This window comes from Massilia sp. 05N420 (assembly GCF_056397205.1).
Window position 1 is genome coordinate 45,242 of the sequence record NZ_JBFTMX010000024.1, and the last position, 22,192, is coordinate 67,433.

Sequence of the window (22,192 nt, forward strand, 5' to 3'; positions counted from 1 at the left end):
AATACGGAAAAGCCGCCCGGGCCTTGGCCTTGGCGGCTTTTTTGTTTATTGCGCACGATTTCTTCAGGTGTGTGAAACAACGCACAGAGTGTCCCTTAAGGTGGCCTTAAGATGGACTCGTCTCTTTCAGGACATCCCTAGTTTTGGACTTCACCCGCTCCGCTGGAGCGGGTTTTTTTTTGCCGACCGGCGCTGCGATATCCGTTCAAATCCGGTCGCTTGAATCTCGCGGCGCCAGCGGCAGACCTTCGGCGAGTGCCAGGCGCTCCAGCGCCATTTCCAGGATCGTGCGAGCGCGTCCCGCAGCATGGCCTAGATCCTGGTGCAACTGTGCATCCATGCTGTTGCGTGAAGCGCATTGATGGCTGTAGCGCTCGAAGCTGCCGATCATCAGCAACAGCTCCGCCATATGGCGCGGGCACTCGCAGGCAAGCTTGGTGCTCGCGGCGGTCAGGTTCGCCAGCGACTCTTCATCGAAGCGCGGTGCCGGCGGGGCCTGCTCGGCCGGGCGTGCGGGCAGGCGCTGCCCATCGAGCGCCTGGCGGCACAAGGCGATGAGCTCGCCCATCTCGGACGGCACGCGCGCCACCAGCCACCCGTGCGAACGCAGCGCCCGGATAGTCGCATTCGAGCAGAAGCGGTAGAGGACGACGGTTGCCGCCGCCTGCAGGGCCTGGCCGGTCGAAGCGATCAGGGGAATGGCACCTTCGTCCAGTTCCGCCAGTTCCACCAGCAGGACGTCCGCATGCAGCCCGGGGCGTGGAAACACCGATGTGTCCAGGCGTGGCGCGCTGTCCACGATGTTCAGTAGCGCCGTGTCGCGTGGGCTGGCGCCAATGCGGCGCGCCAGGCCCGGGCCGGCCACCGCCACATCGATCGGTCCCGGTAACGCGCTGTCGCCGGCCTGCTTGCCGCCGAGCGTATGCAATTCATCGATCGAAAGATGGGCGAGCTGTCCGATCGGATGTCCCTGGTCGACCAGTTGTTTCAGCAGGCCCAGGCGCTGTACCTGTGACGCCGTGTACAGCCGCTGCCCATGGGCGGAGCGGCGCGTCTCGGACAAGTCGTAACGGCGCTCCCATACCCGCAAGGTTTCGACCGGCAAGCCGGCGAGGCGTGCCGCCACGCCGCTGCGATACGTGATCTCGTCCGACGCTCCATGTTCGCTGCCCCGGATTTCTTCGCTGTGCTCTGTCATGATGAACCGTTTTTGAACCGTGATATTTAGATTATAGCGATACAAAGCCTGGACATGCGAAATTGTCCATCCTATATTTCACAACGTGGTCACCCATGCATCGCTGGTTTGTCCAGCTTCCCGGTTCAACATTTATTAAAGGAATCGATAATGAAAAAGCTCTGGCTCGTTACGAGTTTCATGTTGTCCTGCGCCGCGGCCCAGGCGGCCGATATCGTCGACACCGCGAAATCCGCGGGCAATTTCACGACGCTGGTCAAGGCGGTGCAAGCAGCCGGGTTGGTCGATACCTTGAAGGGGCCGGGGCCTTATACCGTGTTCGCACCGACGGACGAAGCATTTGCGAAAGTGCCCAAGGCGACACTGGATGCCTTGCTGAAGGATAAGGCTGCGTTGACCAAGGTGCTGACCTACCACGTGGTGCCTGGCAAGGTGATGGCTGCCGACGTCAAGCCGGGAATGGTCAAGTCGGTGGAGGGCAGTCCTCTGCACTTCAGCATGAAAGGTGGCAAGGTCCATGTCGACAAGGCGACCGTGGTCGCTGCCGATGTCGCCGCCGATAACGGCGTCATCCACGCCATCGATACGGTGCTGATGCCGAAGTGATCCCCAATCCCATCGCGGCGTCACTCTGAAGGGAGGTCCATCATGTTTCGTTGGATAAAAGGAATCGCCGGCCTGTTACTGGTCGCTTCGATGGCGGCGTGCGGCGGGGGCGGCGGCGACGGTGGCAATCATCCCGGCAACATCGTGCAGGTGGCCCAAAAGGACAGCCGTTTCAGCACCCTGGTGGAAGCCGTCCAGGCTGCGGGCCTGGCCGACACGCTGTCCGCACCGGGGCCGCTGACGGTGTTTGCCCCGACCAACGATGCCTTTGCGGCCCTCCTTACCGAGCTAGGGCTGAGCAAGGATCAATTGCTGAGCAATAAGGCCTTGTTGACCGCGGTATTGAAGTATCACGTCGTCTCCGGCAGCGTAACCAGTACCCAGGTGCCGATCGGCAAGCCGATCATGCCGGCGGCGGGTGGCTTCTTCAAAGCGGACAAGGTGGGAGCCGATCTGGTCATCTCCGACGGACGCAACCGGACCAGCAAGATCGTGCAGGCGGATATTCCCGCATCGAATGGCGTCATCCACGCCATCGACAAGGTGCTCTTGCCAGCTGATAAGACAGTGGTGCAGGTGGCGGCAGCCAACCCGGATTTCAGTATCCTGGTTGAAGCAGTCACAGCCGCGGGACTGGCCGACACCTTGAGCGCGCCCGGCCCATTCACGGTCTTTGCGCCGACCAATGCGGCGTTCGCCTCCTTGCTGGCAGAGTTGGGCCTCACCAAGGAACAACTGCTGGGCAATAAAGCGCTGTTGACCAAGGTGCTGACCTACCACGTGGTGCCGGGACTGGTACTGAAGGCGCAAGTGCCGCTCAATACGCCGATCACGACCGTGGAAGGCGAGACCTTCCAGGTGAGTTCGACGCTCGTCGTCACCGACCGCCGTAGCCGCATGGCGAACATCACCGCCGCCGACATCCTGGCGTCGAATGGCGTCGTGCACGTGATCGACAAAGTGATCCTGCCCGCTCCCTAGCGATACAAGGATGCAGGCTCAGCGTTCACTCGCGGCGACGTTCTCTCCGGTGTTTAACCGTTGCCCGTTTTGCGCCATCTTGCGGTGGCGCATTTTTTTTTACAAAGTTCGCGCGAAATGTTAAAAAATGTGAGTTCGCGCACAGAGTGCTCAGGTTCAGGGAACTAAGATGGACTCGTCTCTTTCAGGACATCCCTAGTTTTGGACTTTACCCGCTCCCTGGAGCGGGTTTTTTTTGCCTGCTCGTTTGCCTGCAGGATGGATGGGGCGTCATACTTTTCTCATCTATACGGTATTCGGTCCGCCCGCCGAAAATCTCCACAGCATCGCCGATACCGTCGCCGCCGGCGCCTGCATCAATCGGCTTGCCGGCAGGCGCAGCGCGCTCGCGCATGCCGGCCTGGCGCGGACAAGGCGCTGCCGGGCTTCGGCTGAGGGCCGGCCTCAGTCCAGCGCCGCCACCAGGCTGCGCACCTCGTCTTCCGATTCCTGCAGGATCAGCGCCAGGGTGCCGTCTCCGACCGCGAAGTCGATGGTGGCGCTGGCCTGGGTCGGGCTGAAGCCCGGGCGTTCGAGCAGGGGAGAGGGAACCGGGGCCAGGTCCTTGGCCAGCATCAGGGTGTCGCCCAGGGTTTCCGGCGGCAGGGCGCGCATGCCGTTCCACAGGGCTTCGATCGCATCCATCACCGGGCCCGGGACGCCCAGCTTGAGCAGGACGCCGCGGCCGATCTCGATCTGGCCGTGCTCGATCCATTCGTCGGCGCCGCCGTCCAGCAGGCCGGGGAACTCGCCTGCTCTCGACAGCAGATAGAAGCCGCCGACCTCGTGCACGATGCCGGCGAACATCGCCGTGTCCGGATCGACGAAGGAAACGCGCCGCGCGATCACCAGCGCCAGCGCGGCGACGTTGGCCGAGTGCTGCCACAGCTGGTCGGCCTTGGCGCGCAGCAGCGGGTCGCTGACGCCGCTGGCCAGCTGGCGCACGATGACGGAGGCGGCCAGCGCCCCCAGCGTGCGAAAACCGACCCGCTGCACGGCCGCGCGGACGTTGGTGACGTCGTTGCCGGCGCGGTTATAGGCGGCCGAGTTGGCGATGGCGACGGTGCGCGCGGCCAGCAGCGGCTCGGTCTGCACCAGGCGTGCGGCTTCCTCGACGTGGCAGTCGGGATCGCTCAGCGCGCGCTGCAATTTCAGCGTCGCGTTGACGTGGGTCGGAAAGGCCAGCTCGCCGCGCCCGGCTTGCGCGGCGATGCTCTTGAGGGCGTCGAGTCTGTCCATGGGGAAATATTATACGGCTTAGGGCTCGCTGAAAATGGCGTCGCAGCCATCTTTCGGCTCTTCCGTGTCTTGCAATTCGTCGACCAGGCCCAGGTCGAACAATTCCTCGACCGCGTTCATGAAGCTGTTGATTTTGGTGGCGCCGATCAGGCGATAGATTTCGCCGGCTTCGTTGCGCACGCCGATCAGCATCTTTTCCTGCTTCACCTCGTCGGGCGGGGCGACGTCGAGCAGCAGGTTGCCGATGATGTGCTTGTCGAAATGGGCGGGCTTTTTACCTTCGAGCAGGGCGGTTTTCACGGGTGGGTCTTCCTTTCTTGTGTGCTGGATCGGATTATAGCGGTCGGCGCGCGCGGAGGGTCGCCGCCCGGGATTCGCGTTTTGCGGCCGCGACAGTTACCATATCGCCATGACCCAGCAGCTGCGCGGCATTGCCGCCCTCATCCTCGTCGTCCTCGTGTGGGGCACGACCTTCCCGGCCATGAAAGACCTCACCGTGACCTTTTCTCCGGTGTGGATCATTTTGACGCGCTTTGCGCTGGCGCTCGTCATCCTGTCGCCCTTCCTGTGGCGCGCGCATTGGAGCGACCTGCGCTCGGGCGTGCTGCTGGGCCTGGTCCTGTTCTTCTGCTACCTGTTCCAGGTCGAGGGCCTGGCGCTGACCAGTTCGAACCGCAACGCTTTCATCACCGGCCTGAACGTGCTGGTGGTGCCGCTGCTGGGCATCCTCGGCGGACGCCTGCCGGAGCGCCGCATCGTGTTCGCGCTGGTGCTGGCGGTTGCCGGCCTGGCGGCCCTGTGCTGGGACGGCGGCGCCTGGGGCACGGGCGACACGCTGGCGCTGCTGGGCGCCTTCTGCTTCGGTGCCTACGTCAAGATCATGGAGATCCGCACCCGCACCGCGAAACAACTGCTGAGCGTGACGGCGGCCCAGATCGGCACCGTGGCCGTGTGCGCGGCCGTGTGGCTGCTGCTGCGCGAAGTGCCGCGCGGCGTCGGCGTGCTGGAGGACGCGAACAATTACTGGCGCTACATCGGCGCCAGCCTGCTGGCCTACTGGCCGAACTTCACCTACCTGGGCGTGGTCTGCACCGCCGCCATCATCTCGCTGCAGACCTGGGGCCAGTCGCGCACCAGCGCCAACGAGGCGGCCGTGATCTATGCCTTCGAGCCGGGAGCGGCGGCCTTCTTCGGCTATTTCTGGCTGGGCGAGGCGATGACGGCCCGCGGCTGGCTCGGCGCCGCCCTGTTGATATCCGGTATGATTGTCAGTCAATGGAATACCGAGAGCCGCCCGGCGGGCGCGCTCGCCCCCGAGTGATGATCCCGACCCCTGTTCCGCATCGTTTCGATGTCGCACGCTGAACTGTCCAGCCTCGCGCAGGAAGCGCCCTTGCGCGTGCTGCTGGTGAATGCCGGCGAGCCGGATTCCCTGACCTGGGCCGGGATCGTGCAGCCCTTGCGCCTGGCGGCCAAGATGGTGGGGCCGCAGCGCCTGATCGTCGACGTGCGCACCCCCGATAAATTCGGCGGCGACGGCCAGCGCCAGTGGCACCTGGTGCTGCTGGTCGCCGACGAGGCCGAGGCCGGCCTGCGCCCCGCCAATATGCGTCTGCTGGCCCAGCGCTGCCGCGCCGCGCCCTGCTGGGGAGGCGTGGGCGCCGGCGTGCTGTGGCTGGCCGAGGCGGGCGCCTTCAACGGCGTGCGCACCGCGCTGCCGTGGTCGCTGTACCCGGATGCCGAGACCTTTGCCGACCAGGCCCTGTTCAGCCCTCACCTGTTCGAGATCGACGGCGCGCGCCTGACCTGCTGCGGCGGCGGCGCCAGCATCGACTTCGCCCTGACCCTGGTCGACATCCTGTTTGGCGCCACGGTCCAGGCCCAGGTCAAGGAAATTCTGTGCGTGGACCGCGTGCGCGGCCAGGAAGAGCGCCAGCGGGTCGCCCTGCAGGCCCGCTTCGGCGTGCTGCAGCCCAAGCTGACCGAGGCCGTGACCCTGATGGAAGCCAACATCGAAGAGCCGCTCTCGACCGACGAGATCGCCCAGCTGGCCGGCATCTCGCGGCGCCAGCTGGAGCGCCTGTTCAAGCAATACCTGGGCAGCCTGCCGTCGCGCTACTACCTCGAACTGCGCCTGAAACGCGCCCGCCAGCTGCTGCGCGACACCAACCACTCGATCGTGCAGGTGGGCCTGATGTGCGGCTTCTCCTCCGGCTCCCACTTCTCCACCGCCTTCGGCGCCCTGTTCGGCAACACCCCGCGCGAAGAACGCCAGCGCAAACTCGCCGAGTAATTTCCCAACTTCGGCAACTTCGGGGTCAGGTCCATTTTCCTCGGCGAGATGGGCGAGGATGACCGATATTGCCGGAGCATGCGTGCAAAATTGAAGAAGTTGACAAAATAAAGTGCTCTGACCCCGAATTTTGCTTGAGATAGCGCAAAAGTTGCTCGTCCAAAAATGAAAATGCCTGTCGCAGTTTGGAAAGAACTGCAAGGGTCGTGTTTCTATAATGGGTCGCTCGGCGCGGCTGCTGGAGTTCGCGCGACTCTTATCTGGATGAGGAAGAACGTCATGAATGCTAAGCTCGAATCGGGTGTCACCACGCGGCCAGTTACACGCCAGACTTTCGACGAGGTCCTCGTCCCGACCTACGCTCCGGCTGCGATGGTCCCGGTGCGCGCTTCCGGCCTGGATGTCTGGGACCAGGAAGGCAAGCATTACCTCGACTTCACCTCCGGCATCGCCGTCTCCAGCCTCGGCCACTGCAACCCGCTGCTGGTCGACGCCGTGACGCGCCAGATCAATACCCTGTGGCACCTCGGTAACGGCTACACCAACGAGCCGGTGTTGCGCCTGGCCTCGGCCCTGACCGAAGCGACCTTCGCCGACCGCGCCTTCTTCTGCAACTCCGGCGCCGAAGCCAACGAAGCCGCCCTCAAGCTGGCCCGCAAGTACGCGCACACCAAGTTCGGCCCGCACAAGTCGCGCATCGTGTCCTGCCTGTCGTCCTTCCACGGCCGCACCCTGTTCACCGTCTCGGTCGGCGGCCAGCCGAAGTACACCGAAGGCTTCGAGCCGCTGCCGCAGGAAATCAATCACATCGCCTACAACGACATCGAGTCCGCGCGCGCCGCGATCCTTGACGACGTCGCCGCCGTGATCGTCGAGCCGATCCAGGGCGAGGGCGGCGTGATCCCGGGCGATATCGAATTCCTGAAAGTCCTGCGCGAGCTGTGCGACAAGACCGGCGCCCTGCTGGTGTTCGACGAAGTGCAGTCGGGCGTGGGCCGCACCGGCGCCCTGTACGACTACATGAACGTGGGCGTGACCCCGGACATCCTGACCTCGGCCAAGGCCCTGGGCAACGGCTACCCGATCGGCGCCATGCTGACCCTGGAGGAGATCGCCCAGCACTTCAACGTCGGCTCGCACGGCACCACCTACGGCGGCAACCCGCTGGCCGCGACCGTCGCCCTGAACGTGCTCGAGCAGATCAACCAGCCGGCCTTCCTGGCCCGCGTGAACGAAGCCAGCGCCAAGCTGTTCGCCCAGCTGGAAAAACTGTCGGCCGACTTCCCGCAACTGTTCGGCAAGCCGCGCGGCAAGGGCCTGCTGATCGGCCTGCCGATGGCAGAAGGCTTCAAGGGCCGCGCCAAGGACTACACCAAGGCCGCCGAAAAGCTCGGCCTGATGCTGCTGATCGCCGGCCCTGACGTCGTGCGCCTGGCGCCGGCCCTGGTCGTCAGCGACGCCCAGCTGCTCGAAGCCGACCGCATCATGCGCGACACCGCCCAGGCCTTCATCGCCGGCTGATACGCGCCATCCGCCGGCTGCTTCGACGCAGCCGGCCTGCCTGACTCTTGATCGGGAGTTCCCATGTATGTTGTCCGTCCGGTAGAGCCCGCGGATGTCGGCGCCCTCGAGACGCTGCTGGCCACCGCCATGCCGGGAGTGCATACCCTGCCGCGCACGCGCGAGAAGATCGCCGCCCTGGTCGAACGATCAAGCGCTTCGTTCGCGGCCCACGTCGACATCCCCAGCGAGGAAACCTATCTGTTCGTGCTGGAAGACCTCGAGCACCATGAACTGGTGGGCACCGCCTCGATCCACGCCTCGGCCGGTTCGAACGGCACCTATTTCGCGTTCCGCAACGATGTGATCCAGCAGGTCTCGCGCGACCTGAACATCAGTCACAGCGTGCATGCGCTGACCCTGTGCTCGGAGCTGACCGCCTACTCGCAGCTGTCGGGCTTCACGATCCGCCACCGCAATAAGGCCAACTACCGCGCCGGCCCCGAAGCGGCCCTGCTGTCGCGCGCCAGGCTGTTGTACGCCGTGCTGGCGCCGCACCGCTTCGGCGACCGCTTCTTCGTGCCGCTGGCCGGCGTCACCGACGACGACGGCCAGTCGCCGTTCTGGGATGCGCTCGGCCGCAAGTTCTTCAAGATGGATTTCCTCGACGCCGAACGCACCATCGGCGGCGCCCGCAACCGCACCCTGATCGTCGAGCTGATGCCGCACTATCCGGTGTACGTGCCGCTGCTGCCGGGCCCGGCGCAGGCGGCCATGGGCCAGATCCACCCGGATGGCCAGCTGGCCTTCGACTTATTGACAGAGGAAGGCTTCGAGGCCGACGAGTACATCGACATCTTCGACGGCGGCCCGATCCTGCAGGCGCACAAGAACGCGCTGCGTTCCTTCCGCGGCTCGATGGTGCGCCGCGTCGCGACCCAGGACCAGCCGCCGGGCGCGCCGGACACCATGGCCAGCTACGCGGTGGCCAGCAGCGAGCGCAAGTTCCGCGCCATCGTCGTGTCCTGCGCGCCGGCCGAAAGCAGCGAGGCGCTGTGCCTGCCCGCCTGGGCCCAGCAGGCGCTCGGCGTCGCGCCGGGCGATAACGTCATCTGCGTGCGCATTTAAAGGAAACCGATCCATGCTCTTGATTCGCGCAATCACCCTGGACGACATCGATCCGCTGATCGAGATGGCGCGCCAGGTCGGCAGCGGCATGACGACCCTGAAACCGGACCGCGACATGCTGGGCGAACGCGTGAACACCGCGGTCGCTTCCTTCGCCCAGGCCATCCCGCCGGAACAGCGCGACTACATGTTCGTGCTGGAGGACACCGCCAACCATCGCCTGGCCGGCGTATGCGCCATCAAGGGCGCGGTCGGCCTCACCGAACCCTTCTACAACTACCGCATCGGCACCCTGGTCCACTCCAGCCGCGAGCTGGGCGTGTTCACCCGCATGGACACGCTCTACCTGTCGAACGACCTGACCGGTTCGAGCGAACTGTGCTCGCTGTTCCTGATGCCGGAATACCGTACCGGCCATAACGGCAAGTGGCTCTCCAAAAGCCGCTTCCTGTTCATCGCCCAGTTCCAGCACCTGTTCACCGAGAAGATCATCGCCGAGATGCGCGGCTTCCAGCTTGATGACGGCTCCTCGCCGTTCTACGAAGGCCTCGGCCGCCACTTCTTCAAGATGGATTTCGACCACGTCGACGGCCTGACCGCGATCGGCAAGAAGTCCTTCATCGCCGAGCTGATGCCGCGCCAGCCGCTGTACGTGGCCTACCTGCCGGAAGACGCCCAGGCCGTGATCGGCCAGGTGCACCGCTCCACGCTGCCGGCGAGGAAGCTGCTCGAGCAGGAAGGCATGCACTACGAGGGTTATGTCGACATCTTCGACGCCGGCCCGGTGCTGCAGGGCCGCGTGGCCGAGCTGCGCGCGGTGCGCGACAGCGTGCTGACCGTGGCCGGGGAAGGCGCGCCGGAAGGCGAGTGCGACACCACCCTGGTCTCGAACACGAAGCTCGACGATTTCCGCATGATCCTCGCGCAAACCTGCGATGGCGGCACCAAGGTGGCGCTGTCGGTACGCGAACTGCAGCTGCTGCATTGCCAGGCGGGCGACCCAGTGCGCACGCTGTCACTCAATGTAAGGAAGAATACGAATGGCTGATACCAACCTCTCGAATTACATCGGCGGCGAATGGCTCGCCGGCAGCGGCCAGGAACTGGTCACCATCGATCCGTCGACCGGCCGCCAGACCTGGACCAGCAAGGAATCGAACGCCGATGACGTGGCCCGCGCAGTCGAAGCGGCGCGCGATGCCTTCGAAGACTGGGCCCTGACCCCGCTCGAGCAGCGCATTGCGATCTGCCAGCGCTTCCGCGACCTGCTCAAGGAGCATAACGAGGAACTGGCCGCGATCATCGCCGAGGAAGTCGGCAAACCGCTGTGGGAAGCCCGTACCGAAGTCACGACCATGGCCAACAAGGTCGATATTTCGGTGCAGTCCCATGGCGCGCGCACCGGCGAGACCGCCGCCAGGGTCGCCGACGGCAATGCCGTCCTGCGCCACCGCCCACATGGCGTGTTCGCCGTCTTCGGCCCGTATAACTTCCCCGGCCACCTGCCGAACGGCCACATCGTGCCGGCCCTGATCGCCGGGAACACCCTGGTCTTCAAGCCCAGCGAATATGCGCCGCGCACCGCGGTGCGCACGGTCCAGCTGTGGGAACAGGCCGGCCTGCCGAAAGGCGTGCTGAACCTGGTCAACGGCGGCCGCGAGACCGGCATCGCGCTGGGCGCCAACCCGATCGTCGACGGCGTGCTGTTCACCGGCAGCAGCCAGACCGGCGCCGCCCTGCATAAACAGTTCGGCGGCATGCCCGGCAAGATGCTGGCGCTGGAAATGGGCGGCAATAACCCGCTGGTGGTCTGGGACGTAGAGGATCAAAAGGACAAGCGCGACGCCGCCGTCCACCACGCCGTGATGTCGGCGTTCATTTCGGCCGGCCAGCGCTGCACCTGCGCGCGCCGCCTGATCGTGCACGACACCCCGCAGGGCCAGGCCTTCATCGACCGCCTGGTCGAGGTGGCGGGCAAGCTGGTGGTCGGTCCCTCGAACGCCGATCCGCAACCCTTCATGGGCCCGGTCGTATCAAGCACGGTGGCGAGGCGCCTGGTCGAAGCCCAGCAGATGATGGAAGAGAAGGGCGGCAAGGTGCTGCTGCGCATGCGCCAGCTGGATCCGGATAACGGCTTCGTCACCGCCGGCATCGTCGACGTCACCGGCGTGCAGGGCATCCCGGACGAGGAATGGTTCGGCCCCCTGCTGCAGATTATCCGCGTGCAGGATTTCGACAGCGCGATCAAGGCCGCCAACGCCACCGAGTTCGGCCTGGCCGCCGCGCTGCTGTCGCCGTCGGAAGCGCTGTGGAAGCGCTTTGCCGTCAAGGCCAGGGCCGGCGTGGTGAACTGGAACCGCCCGACCACCGGCGCGGCCAGCTCGGCGCCTTTCGGCGGCGTCGGCAAGTCGGGCAACCACCGCCCGAGCGCCTACTACGCGGCCGACTACTGCGCCTATCCGGTCGCCTCGATCGAAACCTCCGAGCTGGAAATGCCGGCCAAACTGTCCCCCGGACTGAGCTTCTAACACTATGCGTAATGCCCGCGAATTCAACTTCGACGGCCTGGTAGGGCCTTCGCACAACTACGCCGGCCTCTCCTTCGGCAACGTCGCCTCCTTCAACAACGTGAAGAGCGCGTCGAACCCGAGGCAGGCTGCCCTGCAGGGCCTGGCCAAGATGCGCGAACTGGCCGCGCGCGGTTTCGCGCAAGCCGTGCTGCCGCCGCAGGCGCGCCCGAACTTCCGGATGCTGCGCCGCCTCGGCTTCAGCGGCACGGACGCCGACGTGCTGGCCCAGGCCTGGCGCGAAGCGCCGGTGATCCTGGCCTGCGCCTGGTCCGCTTCGCCGATGTGGACCGCGAACGCCGCCACCGTCAGCCCGTCGAGCGACACCGCGGACGGCCGCGTGCACTTCACGGCCGCCAACCTGAACAACAAGCTGCACCGTGCCGAAGAGCACATACAGTCGACCCGCACCCTGCGCGCACTGTTCGCGAACAGCGACCGCTTCGTGGTGCACGAGCCCCTGCCTTCCACGCCGGCGTTCGGCGACGAGGGCGCGGCGAACCACACCCGCTTCGCCAGCGCCCACGGCGCTCTTGGGGTCGAGTTCTTCGTCTACGGCCGTGTGGAATTCGACCCGTCCGCACCGAGCCCGAAAAAATACCCGGCGCGCCAGACCCTCGAAGCCTCGCAGGCGATCGCCCGCCTGCACGGCCTGGATGCGGCGCGCACCGTGTTCGCTTCGCAGAACCCGGACGTGATCGACCAGGGCGTGTTCCACAACGACGTGATCGCGGTCGGCAACGGCAACGTGCTGTTCTACCACGAGCAGGCTTTCGCCGACGAGACCGCGACCCTGGACGCGCTGCGCCGTGCGCTCGCCAACGTGGACGCCGACCTCGCCGCGGTGCGTGTCGATACCGGCATGGTGCCGGTCGCGGACGCGGTGGCCAGCTACCTGTTCAACAGCCAGCTGCTGTCGAAACCGGATGGCCGCATGGCGCTGGTGGTACCGCACGAATGCCGCGAGAACGCCGCGGTCTCGCGCTTCCTGGCCGGCCTGGTCGCGAGTGGCGGCCCGATCGACGAACTGATCGAGTTCGACCTGCGCCAGAGCATGCGCAACGGCGGCGGCCCGGCCTGCCTGCGCCTGCGCGTGGCGCTGACCGATGACGAGGCGGCCGCGATGCACCAGGGCGTGATCATGACCGATGAGCTCTACGCGAAGCTGGTGCCCTGGGTCGAGCGCCACTACCGCGACCGCGTCGAGCCGAAGGACCTGGCCGACCCGCAGCTGGCGATCGAATGCGCCGCCGCGCTGGAAGAACTGGAGCGTCTGCTCGGCCTGCCCGGACTGTACGACCTGGATTAACGAAGAGCCCCGAAAATATTGCCGCGTGGATACAGAACTGCCTCGCCAGCGTCTTTACGGCATGTTCTAATAGCGGATTAGCTTTCGGGATAAGAAAGCAAGGAATCTGGACGGGACAACCCCGTCCGCATAAGCCTGAGCACGCGTGGCCACAAGCCGCGACGGACTCGGCATCAACACTCAGCTTTGGAGAAGCAAATGAATAAAGACATGCCGTCGGACCTGCGTACCCGTACGCTCGCCCTGGTTAACGAGAAAAATGCGGAAAACAAGCCTGCCGAACAGCTTGGTGCGCTGATCGGCGCCTGGCTCGGTTCCCTCGACGACGAGGACCTGGCGGGCGTTTCGCCGGACAGCCTGGCCGCGATCCTGCAGGACGGCTTCGCCCAGGTTGCGCAACGCACCGGCCAGGGCTGCCAGATCGCCCAGATGCGCTACACCGACGGGCGCTGCGGCATGTCGACTGCTCTCCTGATCCTCAACGAGGACATGCCCTACCTGGTCGATTCCTTCGTGATGGCGCTGCGCCGCCAGCGCGTGGTGGCGACCGGTGTGATGAATGCCGTGCTGCCGGTTCGCCGCGACGCGAATGGCGCCGTGGTCGCCGTCGGCGAAGCCGGCGCGCCGCTGGAATCCTATGTGCTCTGCCTGCTGGGTGAAGACCTGCCGCAGGAAGAGCTGGCCGCCCTGGTCGAGCGCCTGCAGATGGTGGCGCGCGACGCCGCCGTCGTCCACCGCGACGCCGTCGCCATGGGCGACCGCATGAGCGCCGTTGCCGCCGACGCCGCCGCGCAGGGCACGCCTGCCGGCCAGGAAGTCGCCGCTTTCCTCGAATGGGCCAGGAACGAAGGCTTCGAGCCCTTCGGCTATGCCTACTACTTCGTCAAGCCGGGCGTGYGCGAACTCGAACGCGACATCCCGAGCCGCATCGGCGTGCTGCAGGACACCTCGCACCCGATTTACGCGACGAGTATCCAGAACATCCCGGGCGACTTCGAGATCCTGTCGAAGCGCGAAGAGACCCTGTCGATCGTGAAGGCCGACGTCGCCGGCACCCTGCACCGCGACCAGCCGCTCGACTTCATCGGCGTGCGCGCCACCGACGCCCAGGGCAACACCATCGGCGAACACTGCTTCATCGGCCTGTTCACCCGCGCCGCCACCTCGACCCCGCTGGCGCGCCTGCCGTTCGCGCGCGGCCGCGTCGCCAAGGTGCTCGGCATCGCCGGCGTGCGCCAGGAAGGCTTCCGCGCCGAGAAATTCCTGGAGATCCTGGAATCGCTGCCGCGCACCGAAGCGCTGGAAGCCGATCCGGAATGGTTGGCCCAGGTCTGCAGCGCCGTGGTCTCGCTGTACAAGCAGCCGCGCGCCAAGGTGTTCGCGCGCCGCGACGTCTACGCCCGCCACCTGAACGTGCTGGTCTACCTGCCGCGCGAGCGCTACAGCGCCGCCGTGGTGGCCGCCCTGGCCCAGGCCCTGAAGGACAGCTCGGGCGCCAGCGACGTGCGTACCCAGACCCTGGTGGCCGACGGCCCGCTGGCCCGCGTCTACCTGATCGCCCAGGCCGCGCGCAATCCGCTCGACCTGGAAACCGACATCCAGCAGCCGCTGCTGTCCGTGCTGGACGGCTGGCATGACCGCTACACCACGCTGACCGATGGCGTCGAAGACGTCCCGACCCGCAACGCGCTGCGCAAGCTGCTGCCGACCCTGCCGGTCAACTACGTGGCCGCCACCGCGCCGGAAGTCGCCTTCCGCGACGTCGCCGCCATCCTCGGCAACGGCAAGCCGAACCACGTGTCGGTTCGCATCGAGAGCGACGCCGCGACCGCTGGGGCAAGCTCTGCGTCGATCCGCCTGTACTCGACCGGCAGCCTGCCTTCGCTGTCGCGCATCCTGCCGGCCCTGCAGAACGCCGGCGTGGCGATCGACCGCGAGCAGGCCTTCGCGATCACCACCACCGACGGCGCCCGCCACTTCGTGACCAGCCTGATCGTCGATGCGGAAAGCGCGGCCAAGCTGGCCAAGCCGGGCATCGCCGAGGTGGCCGAAGAGCTGTTCGCCGCCCTGTTCAACGATGAAGCCGAAGACGGCCGCCTGAACGGCCTGACCATCGAAGGCGGACTGTCGACCCGCGAAGTGCAGCTGGTGCGTGCCTACATCAGCTACTGGCGCCAGGCCGGCAGCAAGTTCTCGACCCGCTACATGGCCGAAACCCTGCGCCTGCGCGCCGGCCTGGTGCGCGAACTGGTCGAAGGCTTCAAGCTGCGCTTCGATCCGAAGCTGGGCGAAAACGAGCGCGCCTCCGGCAACGCCAAGCTGGCCGCGCTGAAGGCCGGCCTGGCCCAGGTCAACCACGCCGACACCGAAGAGATCATGGCCGCCCTGGTCGACCTGGTGATGGCGACCATGCGCACCAACTACTTCCAGGGGGACGAGAAAACCCGCGGCGACAAGATCATCTTCAAGATCGCCACCGCCGACCTGGCGCTGGCCCCGGAACCGCGTCCGTGGCGCGAAATCTATGTGTTCTCGCGCCGCTTCGAAGGCGTGCACCTGCGCGGCGGCCCGGTCGCCCGCGGCGGCCTGCGCTGGTCGGACCGCATGGAAGACTACCGCACCGAAGTGCTGGGCCTGGTGAAGGCGCAGATGGTCAAGAACGCCGTGATCGTGCCGGCCGGCTCGAAAGGCGGCTTCGTCTGCAAGCAGATGCCGAAGGATGCCGTGCGTGAAGTGGTGGCGGCCGAGGGCGAAGCAGTCTACCGCCTGTTCATCTCCAGCCTGCTGGAAGTGACCGACAACCGCGTGCGCGGCGAGATCGTCGCACCGGGCGACACCGTCCGCTACGACCAGGACGATCCTTAYCTGGTGGTGGCTGCCGACAAGGGCACCGCGACCTTCTCCGACATCGCCAACAGCATCGCCGTCTCGCGCGGCTTCTGGCTGGGCGACGCCTTCGCCTCGGGCGGCTCGAACGGCTACGACCACAAGAAGATGGGCATCACCGCGAAGGGCGCCTTCGAAGCCGTCAAGCGCCACTTCTACGAGATGGGCCATGACATGAACACCACCCCGATCACCATGGTCGGCGTGGGCGACATGTCGGGCGACGTGTTCGGCAACGGCGTGCTGCTGTCGAACCAGCTGAAACTGGTCGCCGCATTCGACCACCGCCACATCTTCCTGGATCCGACCCCGGACGTCGCCGTCTCCTTCAACGAGCGCAAGCGCATGTTCGCGCTGCCGCGTTCCTCGTGGGAAGACTACGACAAGAGCCTGATCTCGCAGGGCGGCGGCGTGTTCCCGCGCAGCGCCCGCCACATCGAGCTGACTCCGCAGGTCCGCGCCGCGCTGGGCATCGAAGAGACCAGCCTGACGCCGGAAGAGCTGATGCACCGCATCCTGCTGGCGCCGGTCGACCTGTTCTACAACGGCGGCATCGGCACCTACATCAAGGCCTCGACCGAGACCCACGCCCAGGTGCGTGACCGCGCCAACGACAACATCCGCGTCAACGGCAGCGAACTGCGCTGCAAGGTCGTGGCGGAAGGCGGCAACCTGGGCGCGACCCAGGCCGGCCGTATCGAGTTTGCCCTGGCTGGCGGCCGCATCTTCACCGATGCGATCGACAACTCGGCAGGCGTGGACTGCTCCGACCACGAAGTCAACATCAAGATCTGGCTGGACACCGAAGTCAATGCCGGCCAGCTGCCGGAAGCCGACCGTAACCGCGTGCTGAACGAGATGACCGGTGCCGTGGAAGAGCTGGTCCTGCGCGACAACAAGCTGCAGACCCACCTGCTGGTGCGCGAAGCCCAGGCCCAGTCGAACAGCGCGGTGGTGGACGGCTATGCCGCCCTGATCGCCAGCCTGGAAGCCGAGGGCGCCGTTTCCCGCGAACTGGAACAGCTGCCGTCCGAGACCGAGCTGCAGCGCCGCAAGGCACTCGGCCAGGGCCTGACCACGCCGGAACTGGCGGTCGTCATCGCCAACGTCAAGAACCGCTTCAAGCGCATCCTGGCCGCCCTGCCGCTGACCGAGCAACCGTGGGCCGAAACCGTGCTGCGTCCGTACTTCCCGGAACAGCTGGTCGCCACCCGCAAGCCGCTGGCGCACCCGCTGGCCAACGCCATCCTGGCGACCGTGCTGGCCAACGAGTCGGTCAACCGCTGCGGTCCGCTGATGCTGCGCGACCTGGCCCAGGAACACCGCATCGACGACGCCGAAGTGGTCAAGGCCTGGGGCCAGGCCTGGGCTGCCCTGCACCTGGCGCCGGTATTCGATGCGCTCGACGCCGACGCCCTGAAGGTGCCGCGCGACGTCTCGCAGACCGTCGATGTGCGTACCCGCGTGATGCTGCGCACCGTGATCGAAGGCGTGCTGTCGCTGCCGGCCGAACAGGCAGGCGCCGGCGGCATGGCCGAGCTGTCCAAGCTGTTCTCGCAGCCGGAGCAGCTGGCGCGCCTGAATCCGGGCAAGTCGGATGCGGACGCCCACGCCGGCCTGCCGCCGTCCTTCGCGCAGGCATGGAAGGCGGTCGACACGGTCGAATCGCTGGCGGCCTTCCTGTTCGCGGCGGTGTCGGTGCAGAGGCCTGGCGGCATGTCGCTGGCCGAGTTCCTGCAGGTCGGCATGCTGCTGCGCGCCGAATCCGGCATCGACACGCTGGAGCGCGGCCTGAAGCTGCCGGCCACCAGCAAGTCGCAGGAACAGCTGCGCAACTACGCGATGCAGGCCCTGCGCCGCACCCAGCAGCGCCTGCTGCTGACCGTGCTGGAACGCAGCAAGCAGACCGGCGACATGCAGGCCGCGGTGCAGGAAGTCACCAGCGCCATGGGCCTGACGGGCTTCGCCCAGCCGACCGACCTCGAACAGGCGATGCTGAACGTCTGGTCGCTGTCGGAAGGTTCGAGCCCTGAACGCATCGCGGCCTAAGTTGCTGAGTCAAGCCATGAGCGCAGCTTCGTTCGAAGCACTGCCGGAATCGGTACGGGTCCTGGCCCAGGCCGATTTCGGCCAGGTGGCCGGCCTGTTCCGCGACGCAGGCTTCACGGTCGGCCTCCCTGCAAAGGGCGTGCTGACCTTGAAGCATGCGCATGCCGACACGGCGCGTGCGAGCGTGCTGCTTTCGGTGGGCGTGCACGGCGACGAGACCGGGCCGATCGAGATGGTCGCGCACCTGCTCGATGCGCTGTCGCGCGCGCCGCGGGAACTGAAGGTGGACCTGATGCTGTGCGTCGGCAGCATCGACGCCATCGCGGTCGGCAAGCGTTTCATCGACGCCGACCTGAACCGCATGTTCCGCCTCGAACGCGGCGACCTCGCCGGCACCTTCGAGGCGGGCAGGGCGGACACCCTGATCGCCGCGACGCGTGCGTTCTTCGACGGCGCCGGCCCGCAACGCTGGCACCTCGACCTGCACACGGCAATCCGCGCCTCGCGCTATCCGAAGTTCGCGATCGTGCCGGAGCTGATCGAGAAGGGCGCGCGCAAGACCCTGATCGAATGGCTGGGGCAGGGCGGCATCGAAGCCGTCATCATGAACCCGAAGTCGGCCGGTACCTATTCGTACTGGACGGCGGAGCGGCACGGCGCCGCCGCCAGCACGGTGGAGCTGGGCCGCATCGGCACCCTGGGGCAGAACGACCTGTCGCAGTTTGCGGCGATGAGCGCGGCGCTGCATGCGCTGTTGCGCGGAGCGCCCGCGCCGTCCGGGCAGGCGCCGCTGGTGTTCGACACCGCCCAGTCGATCATGAAGCTGTCCGATGCCTTCCGCATGAGCTTCGGGCGCGACACCGAGAACTTCACGCCCCTGAAAAAGGGCGAGGTCATCGCCACCGACGGCGATACCGTCTATACCGTCCAGCACGACGAGGAATTCGTCGTCTTCCCCAATCCGGACGTGCGTGTGGGTCTGCGCGCCGGAATCATGGTGGTGCGCACGTAATTCAATCGTGCGCGCTAGACTACCCCTTTCGACCGAAAGGGGAGTCTTTTCCATGAGCATGCTGTTTTCTCCGATCAAGCTGGGCCCGCTGGAGCTGGCCAACCGGATCGCCATCGCGCCGATGTGCCAGTACTCGGCCGACGAAGGCCTGCCGACCGACTGGCACATGATCCACCTGGGCCACCTGGCGCTGTCCGGCGCGGGCCTCCTGATCATCGAGGCGACCGCGGTCACGCCGGAGGGACRCATCTCGCCCGAGGACCTGGGCCTGTGGTCCGACGAGCACGCGGCCGCGCTCGAACCCATCGTCAATGCGATGCGCAAGCATTCGCCGATCAAGATCGCGATCCAGCTCGGCCATGCCGGCCGCAAGGCATCCAGCGAAGTCCCCTGGCAGGGCGGGGCCAACATCCCGCCGGACCACCAGCGCGGCTGGCAGACCGTGGCGCCGTCCGCCATTCCGCATGCGCAGGGCGAGACCGTGCCGCTGGCGCTCGATGCCGACGGCCTGCAGCGCGTGAAGGAAGGTTTTGTCGCCAGCGCCCGCCGCGCCGATGCGCTCGGCCTGGACGCGATCGAGATCCACGGCGCCCACGGCTACCTGCTGCACCAGTTCCTGTCGCCGCTGTCAAACAAGCGCTCCGACGAATACGGCGGCTCGCTCGAGAACCGCATGCGCTTCCCGCTGGAAGTGTTCGATGCGATCCGCGCGGCCGTGTCGCCGGAGATGGTGGTCGGCATGCGCATCTCGGCCACCGACTGGGTCGAGGGCGGCTGGGACCTGGGCCAGAGCCTGGCCTTGTCCGAGGCGTTGGAACAGCGCGGCTGCCAGTTCATCCACGTCTCGAGCGGCGGGCTGTCGCCGCTGCAGAAGATCCCGGTGGGGCCGGGCTACCAGATCGAGTTCGCGGCCCGCATCAAGCAGGAGACCAGCATGCCGGTGATCGGCGTGGGCTTGATCACCGAGGCCAAGCAGGCCGAGACCATCGTCCAGACCGGCCAGGCCGACATGGTGGCGCTGGCGCGCGCCATGCTGTACGACCCGCGCTGGCCCTGGCATGCGGCGGCCGAACTCGGCGCCAGCGTGAGCGCGCCGCCGCAGTACTGGCGCTCCCAGCCCCACGAGTACAAGAACCTGTTCGGCGATACCCGCCTGGGCCAGCGCTGACGCCGTTCGTTCCGCGTTTCCTGCAGTTTGTCGCATGAGGAGGGCTGGCCCGATCGCGCCTTGTTAGAGTTCAATCACTACTAACAGAAAGGCCATCCCATGCGTACACTGCTCGCCATCGCCTGCCTCGCCGCCCTCGGCGGCTGCGCCATCGTCGTCGCTCCCGGCGCCGACGGCGACTACCAGGTCCGGACCCCCTTCAACGGCAATACGGTCGACGGCGACGGCGTGGCCGCGCGCGATCAGCGCATGATCGGTACCGTGAACGGCCTGGACGTGAATGGATCCTTCGTGGTCGACGTGCGTGTCGGCCCGGCAACCTCGCTGGTGGTGGAAGCCGACAGCAACCTGCTGCCGCTGATCCGCACCGACGTGCGCGGCGACACCCTGAACATCTATGCCGACCGCTCCTACCGCAGCCGCAATCCGGTGCACGTGATCTACACGGTGCCGCGCCTGACCGACCTGAACCAGAACGGCTCCGGCCGCATCACGGTGGAAGGCCTGAGCGGCACGCCGCTGTCCGTGCGCCGCAACGGCTCGGGTTCCGTGAACCTGTCCGGCCAGGTGGCCAGCCTGGAAGCCAGCAGCAACGGCTCGGGCAGCCTCGACGCCTCGCGCCTGCAGAGCGCCAACGCCAGGCTGAACCTGAGCGGCTCCGGCCGCCTGGAAGTCGGCGAGGTTCGCGGCGACTACGCGATCGTCAACCTGAACGGCTCGGGCCAGCTGCGCGTGACCGGCACAGTGCGCTCGCTGACGGCACGCGCGAACGGCTCCGGCCACCTCGACCTGGGCAAGCTGTCCAGCGACCAGGCCGACCTCTCGTCCTCGGGCTCGGGCGGCATCACCGCCAACGTCCGCCAATCGCTGATCGCCCAGAACGGCGGCTCGGGCGGGATCCGCGTGTACGGCAATCCGGGGCAGCGCTCGGTGAGCGGCAACCACGTTCAAATGCTGAATTAAATATCGTGGCGGCCGCATCAACGTAGGGTGGGCACTCCGTGCCCATGCCCGTCGATGGTATTACAGCAGGTGATCGAGCAGCTCCGGCCCGAACACCTCGCGATGCAGGCGCCCCGCCGGCACGCCCAGGTGCAGCAGCGACAGCCACTGCGCCTGCATGAACTTGTGCGGACCGCACAGCCACACATTCGCTCCTTCGCGCGGCCAGGACGGCAGCTTGTTCACGTCCATGCGGCCTTGCGCATCTTCGTAGAAGGTCACCAGCGACAGGTTCGGCATCACATCCTTCAGCGCGCCCACCTCCTCGCGCAGCGGATGATGGGTCGCGTCGCGCGCGGCATGGGCGAAGATCACGCGGCGCTGCGGATTCACTTCCGCGATGCGCTTGAGGCTCGACACCATCGGGGTGATGCCGATGCCGGCCGACAGCAGCACGATGGGCTGCTCGCCTTCGGTGTCCGGGGTGAATTCGCCGAAGGGATGCGAGACCTGCAGGATCGAGCCCACCTGCACGTTCCGGTGCAGCCAGTTCGAGACCATGCCGGCCGGCGTTTCGGCATCGGCGTCTTCACGCTTGACGGAGATGCGCTGGCTGTCCTTTCCGGGCGCGTCGGACAGGCTGTACTGGCGCAGCTGGTGGCTGCCGTCCGGCAGGTCGACCGCGACGCTGACGTACTGGCCCGCCTGGAAGGCCGGCAGCGGCTTGTCGTCGGCCGCTACGAAGCGGAAGGACACCACGTTCTCGCTCTCGCGGACGACTTCCGTGACGCGCATCGGGCGCGTCTCGCCCGGCTGGATGCCGGCGGTGCTGACCATCTCGGCTTCGGCGGCGATCAGCAGCTTGGCCAGCGAGTTGTAGGCTTCCTTCCAGGCGTCCAGCAGCGGTTCGGTGGCGGCGTCGCCCAGGGTCGCGGCGATTGCGCCCAGCAGGTGGCGGCCGACGATCGGGTAGTGTTCGGCGCGGATGCCGACCGAGACGTGCTTGTGGACGATGCGATTGACCACCGGACCCAGCGCGCCCGGATTGCCGATGTTGGCCGCGTAGGCGAACACCGCCGATGCCAGCGACTGCTGCTGCGCCCCRCTTGCCTGGTTGCCCATGTTGAAGATGCRGGTCAGCTCAGGATGCGCGCTCAGCATGTTCTGGTAGAACAGCTTGGTGATGGTCAGGCCGTGTTGGCGCAGGACCGGCACGCTGGCGTCGATATAGGGGCGGGAAGCGTCGGAAATCATGGTTTTTTCCTTATTGATGCA

Annotated in this window: 17 protein-coding genes; 13 read left to right on the plus strand and 4 right to left on the minus strand. The window is 66.4% G+C overall.

From position 1 onward, the window contains the following. Positions 1–205: 205 nt before the first annotated feature. The gene (locus AC1DIX_RS16715; RefSeq protein WP_477325837.1) at positions 206–1,198 is read right to left on the minus strand and encodes a MerR family transcriptional regulator; all 993 of its coding nucleotides are present in this window, start codon (positions 1,196–1,198) and stop codon (positions 206–208) included. A gap of 150 nt (positions 1,199–1,348) precedes the next feature. On the opposite strand from AC1DIX_RS16715, the gene AC1DIX_RS16720 reads away from it, so the two are divergent. Both AC1DIX_RS16720 and AC1DIX_RS16725 read left to right on the plus strand, forming a co-directional pair. Continuing rightward, positions 1,349–1,804 (plus strand): fasciclin domain-containing protein, encoded by a 456-nt coding sequence (locus tag AC1DIX_RS16720; RefSeq protein ID WP_477325838.1) that lies wholly within the window; start codon positions 1,349–1,351, stop codon positions 1,802–1,804. Positions 1,805–1,846: 42 nt separating this feature from the next. Beyond that, entirely contained in the window at positions 1,847–2,785 is a 939-nt protein-coding gene (locus AC1DIX_RS16725; RefSeq protein ID WP_477251690.1) for a fasciclin domain-containing protein, read from the plus strand. 444 nt (positions 2,786–3,229) lie between these two features. On the opposite strand, the gene AC1DIX_RS16730 is transcribed toward AC1DIX_RS16725, so the two are convergent. Then, on the minus strand, positions 3,230–4,063 hold the full coding sequence (locus tag AC1DIX_RS16730) for an HDOD domain-containing protein (RefSeq protein WP_477325840.1): 834 nt from the start codon (positions 4,061–4,063) through the stop codon (positions 3,230–3,232). 18 nt (positions 4,064–4,081) lie between these two features. Beyond that, a complete protein-coding gene (locus AC1DIX_RS16735; protein WP_442123947.1) occupies positions 4,082–4,363 on the minus strand; it encodes a hypothetical protein in 282 nt (93 codons plus the stop codon). A 109-nt stretch (positions 4,364–4,472) separates the two neighbouring features. Here AC1DIX_RS16735 and AC1DIX_RS16740 point away from each other — a divergent pair, with 109 nt between their 5' ends. From AC1DIX_RS16740 to AC1DIX_RS16790, 11 genes are all read left to right on the plus strand, one after another. Then, positions 4,473–5,384 carry a DMT family transporter gene (locus AC1DIX_RS16740; RefSeq protein ID WP_477325842.1) on the plus strand — a complete coding sequence of 304 codons (912 nt, stop codon included), beginning with the start codon at positions 4,473–4,475 and terminating at the stop codon, positions 5,382–5,384. 30 nt (positions 5,385–5,414) lie between these two features. After that, positions 5,415–6,356, plus strand: a complete 942-nt coding sequence (locus AC1DIX_RS16745; protein ID WP_442123945.1) for a GlxA family transcriptional regulator — start codon at positions 5,415–5,417, stop codon at positions 6,354–6,356. A gap of 279 nt (positions 6,357–6,635) precedes the next feature. Beyond that, a complete protein-coding gene (locus AC1DIX_RS16750) occupies positions 6,636–7,877 on the plus strand; it encodes an acetylornithine/succinyldiaminopimelate transaminase (RefSeq protein ID WP_442123944.1) in 1,242 nt (413 codons plus the stop codon). Positions 7,878–7,940: 63 nt separating this feature from the next. Beyond that, a complete protein-coding gene (locus AC1DIX_RS16755; RefSeq protein ID WP_477325844.1) occupies positions 7,941–8,984 on the plus strand; it encodes an arginine N-succinyltransferase in 1,044 nt (347 codons plus the stop codon). A gap of 13 nt (positions 8,985–8,997) precedes the next feature. Next, positions 8,998–10,032, plus strand: coding sequence for an arginine N-succinyltransferase (gene astA, locus AC1DIX_RS16760; RefSeq protein ID WP_477325846.1), 1,035 nt, complete (start codon positions 8,998–9,000; stop codon positions 10,030–10,032). After that, positions 10,025–11,512, plus strand: a complete 1,488-nt coding sequence (gene astD / locus AC1DIX_RS16765) for a succinylglutamate-semialdehyde dehydrogenase (RefSeq protein WP_477325848.1) — start codon at positions 10,025–10,027, stop codon at positions 11,510–11,512. The genes astA and astD overlap by 8 nt, the downstream gene beginning before the upstream one ends. Positions 11,513–11,516: 4 nt before the next feature. Continuing rightward, entirely contained in the window at positions 11,517–12,860 is a 1,344-nt protein-coding gene (gene astB, locus AC1DIX_RS16770; RefSeq protein WP_477325850.1) for an N-succinylarginine dihydrolase, read from the plus strand. Positions 12,861–13,058: 198 nt separating this feature from the next. Continuing rightward, entirely contained in the window at positions 13,059–17,795 is a 4,737-nt protein-coding gene (locus AC1DIX_RS16775; RefSeq protein ID WP_477325852.1) for an NAD-glutamate dehydrogenase domain-containing protein, read from the plus strand. A gap of 16 nt (positions 17,796–17,811) precedes the next feature. Then, positions 17,812–18,807, plus strand: a complete 996-nt coding sequence (locus AC1DIX_RS16780; RefSeq protein WP_477325854.1) for a succinylglutamate desuccinylase — start codon at positions 17,812–17,814, stop codon at positions 18,805–18,807. 52 nt (positions 18,808–18,859) lie between these two features. Further along, the gene (locus AC1DIX_RS16785) at positions 18,860–19,975 is read left to right on the plus strand and encodes an NADH:flavin oxidoreductase/NADH oxidase (RefSeq protein ID WP_477325856.1); all 1,116 of its coding nucleotides are present in this window, start codon (positions 18,860–18,862) and stop codon (positions 19,973–19,975) included. A 99-nt stretch (positions 19,976–20,074) separates the two neighbouring features. Next, complete coding sequence (locus tag AC1DIX_RS16790; RefSeq protein WP_442123936.1) at positions 20,075–20,938, plus strand: head GIN domain-containing protein; 864 nt, start codon at positions 20,075–20,077, stop codon at positions 20,936–20,938. A gap of 60 nt (positions 20,939–20,998) precedes the next feature. On the opposite strand, the gene AC1DIX_RS16795 is transcribed toward AC1DIX_RS16790, so the two are convergent. Continuing rightward, positions 20,999–22,171 (minus strand): globin domain-containing protein, encoded by a 1,173-nt coding sequence (locus AC1DIX_RS16795; protein ID WP_477325858.1) that lies wholly within the window; start codon positions 22,169–22,171, stop codon positions 20,999–21,001. Positions 22,172–22,192 lie beyond the last annotated feature (21 nt).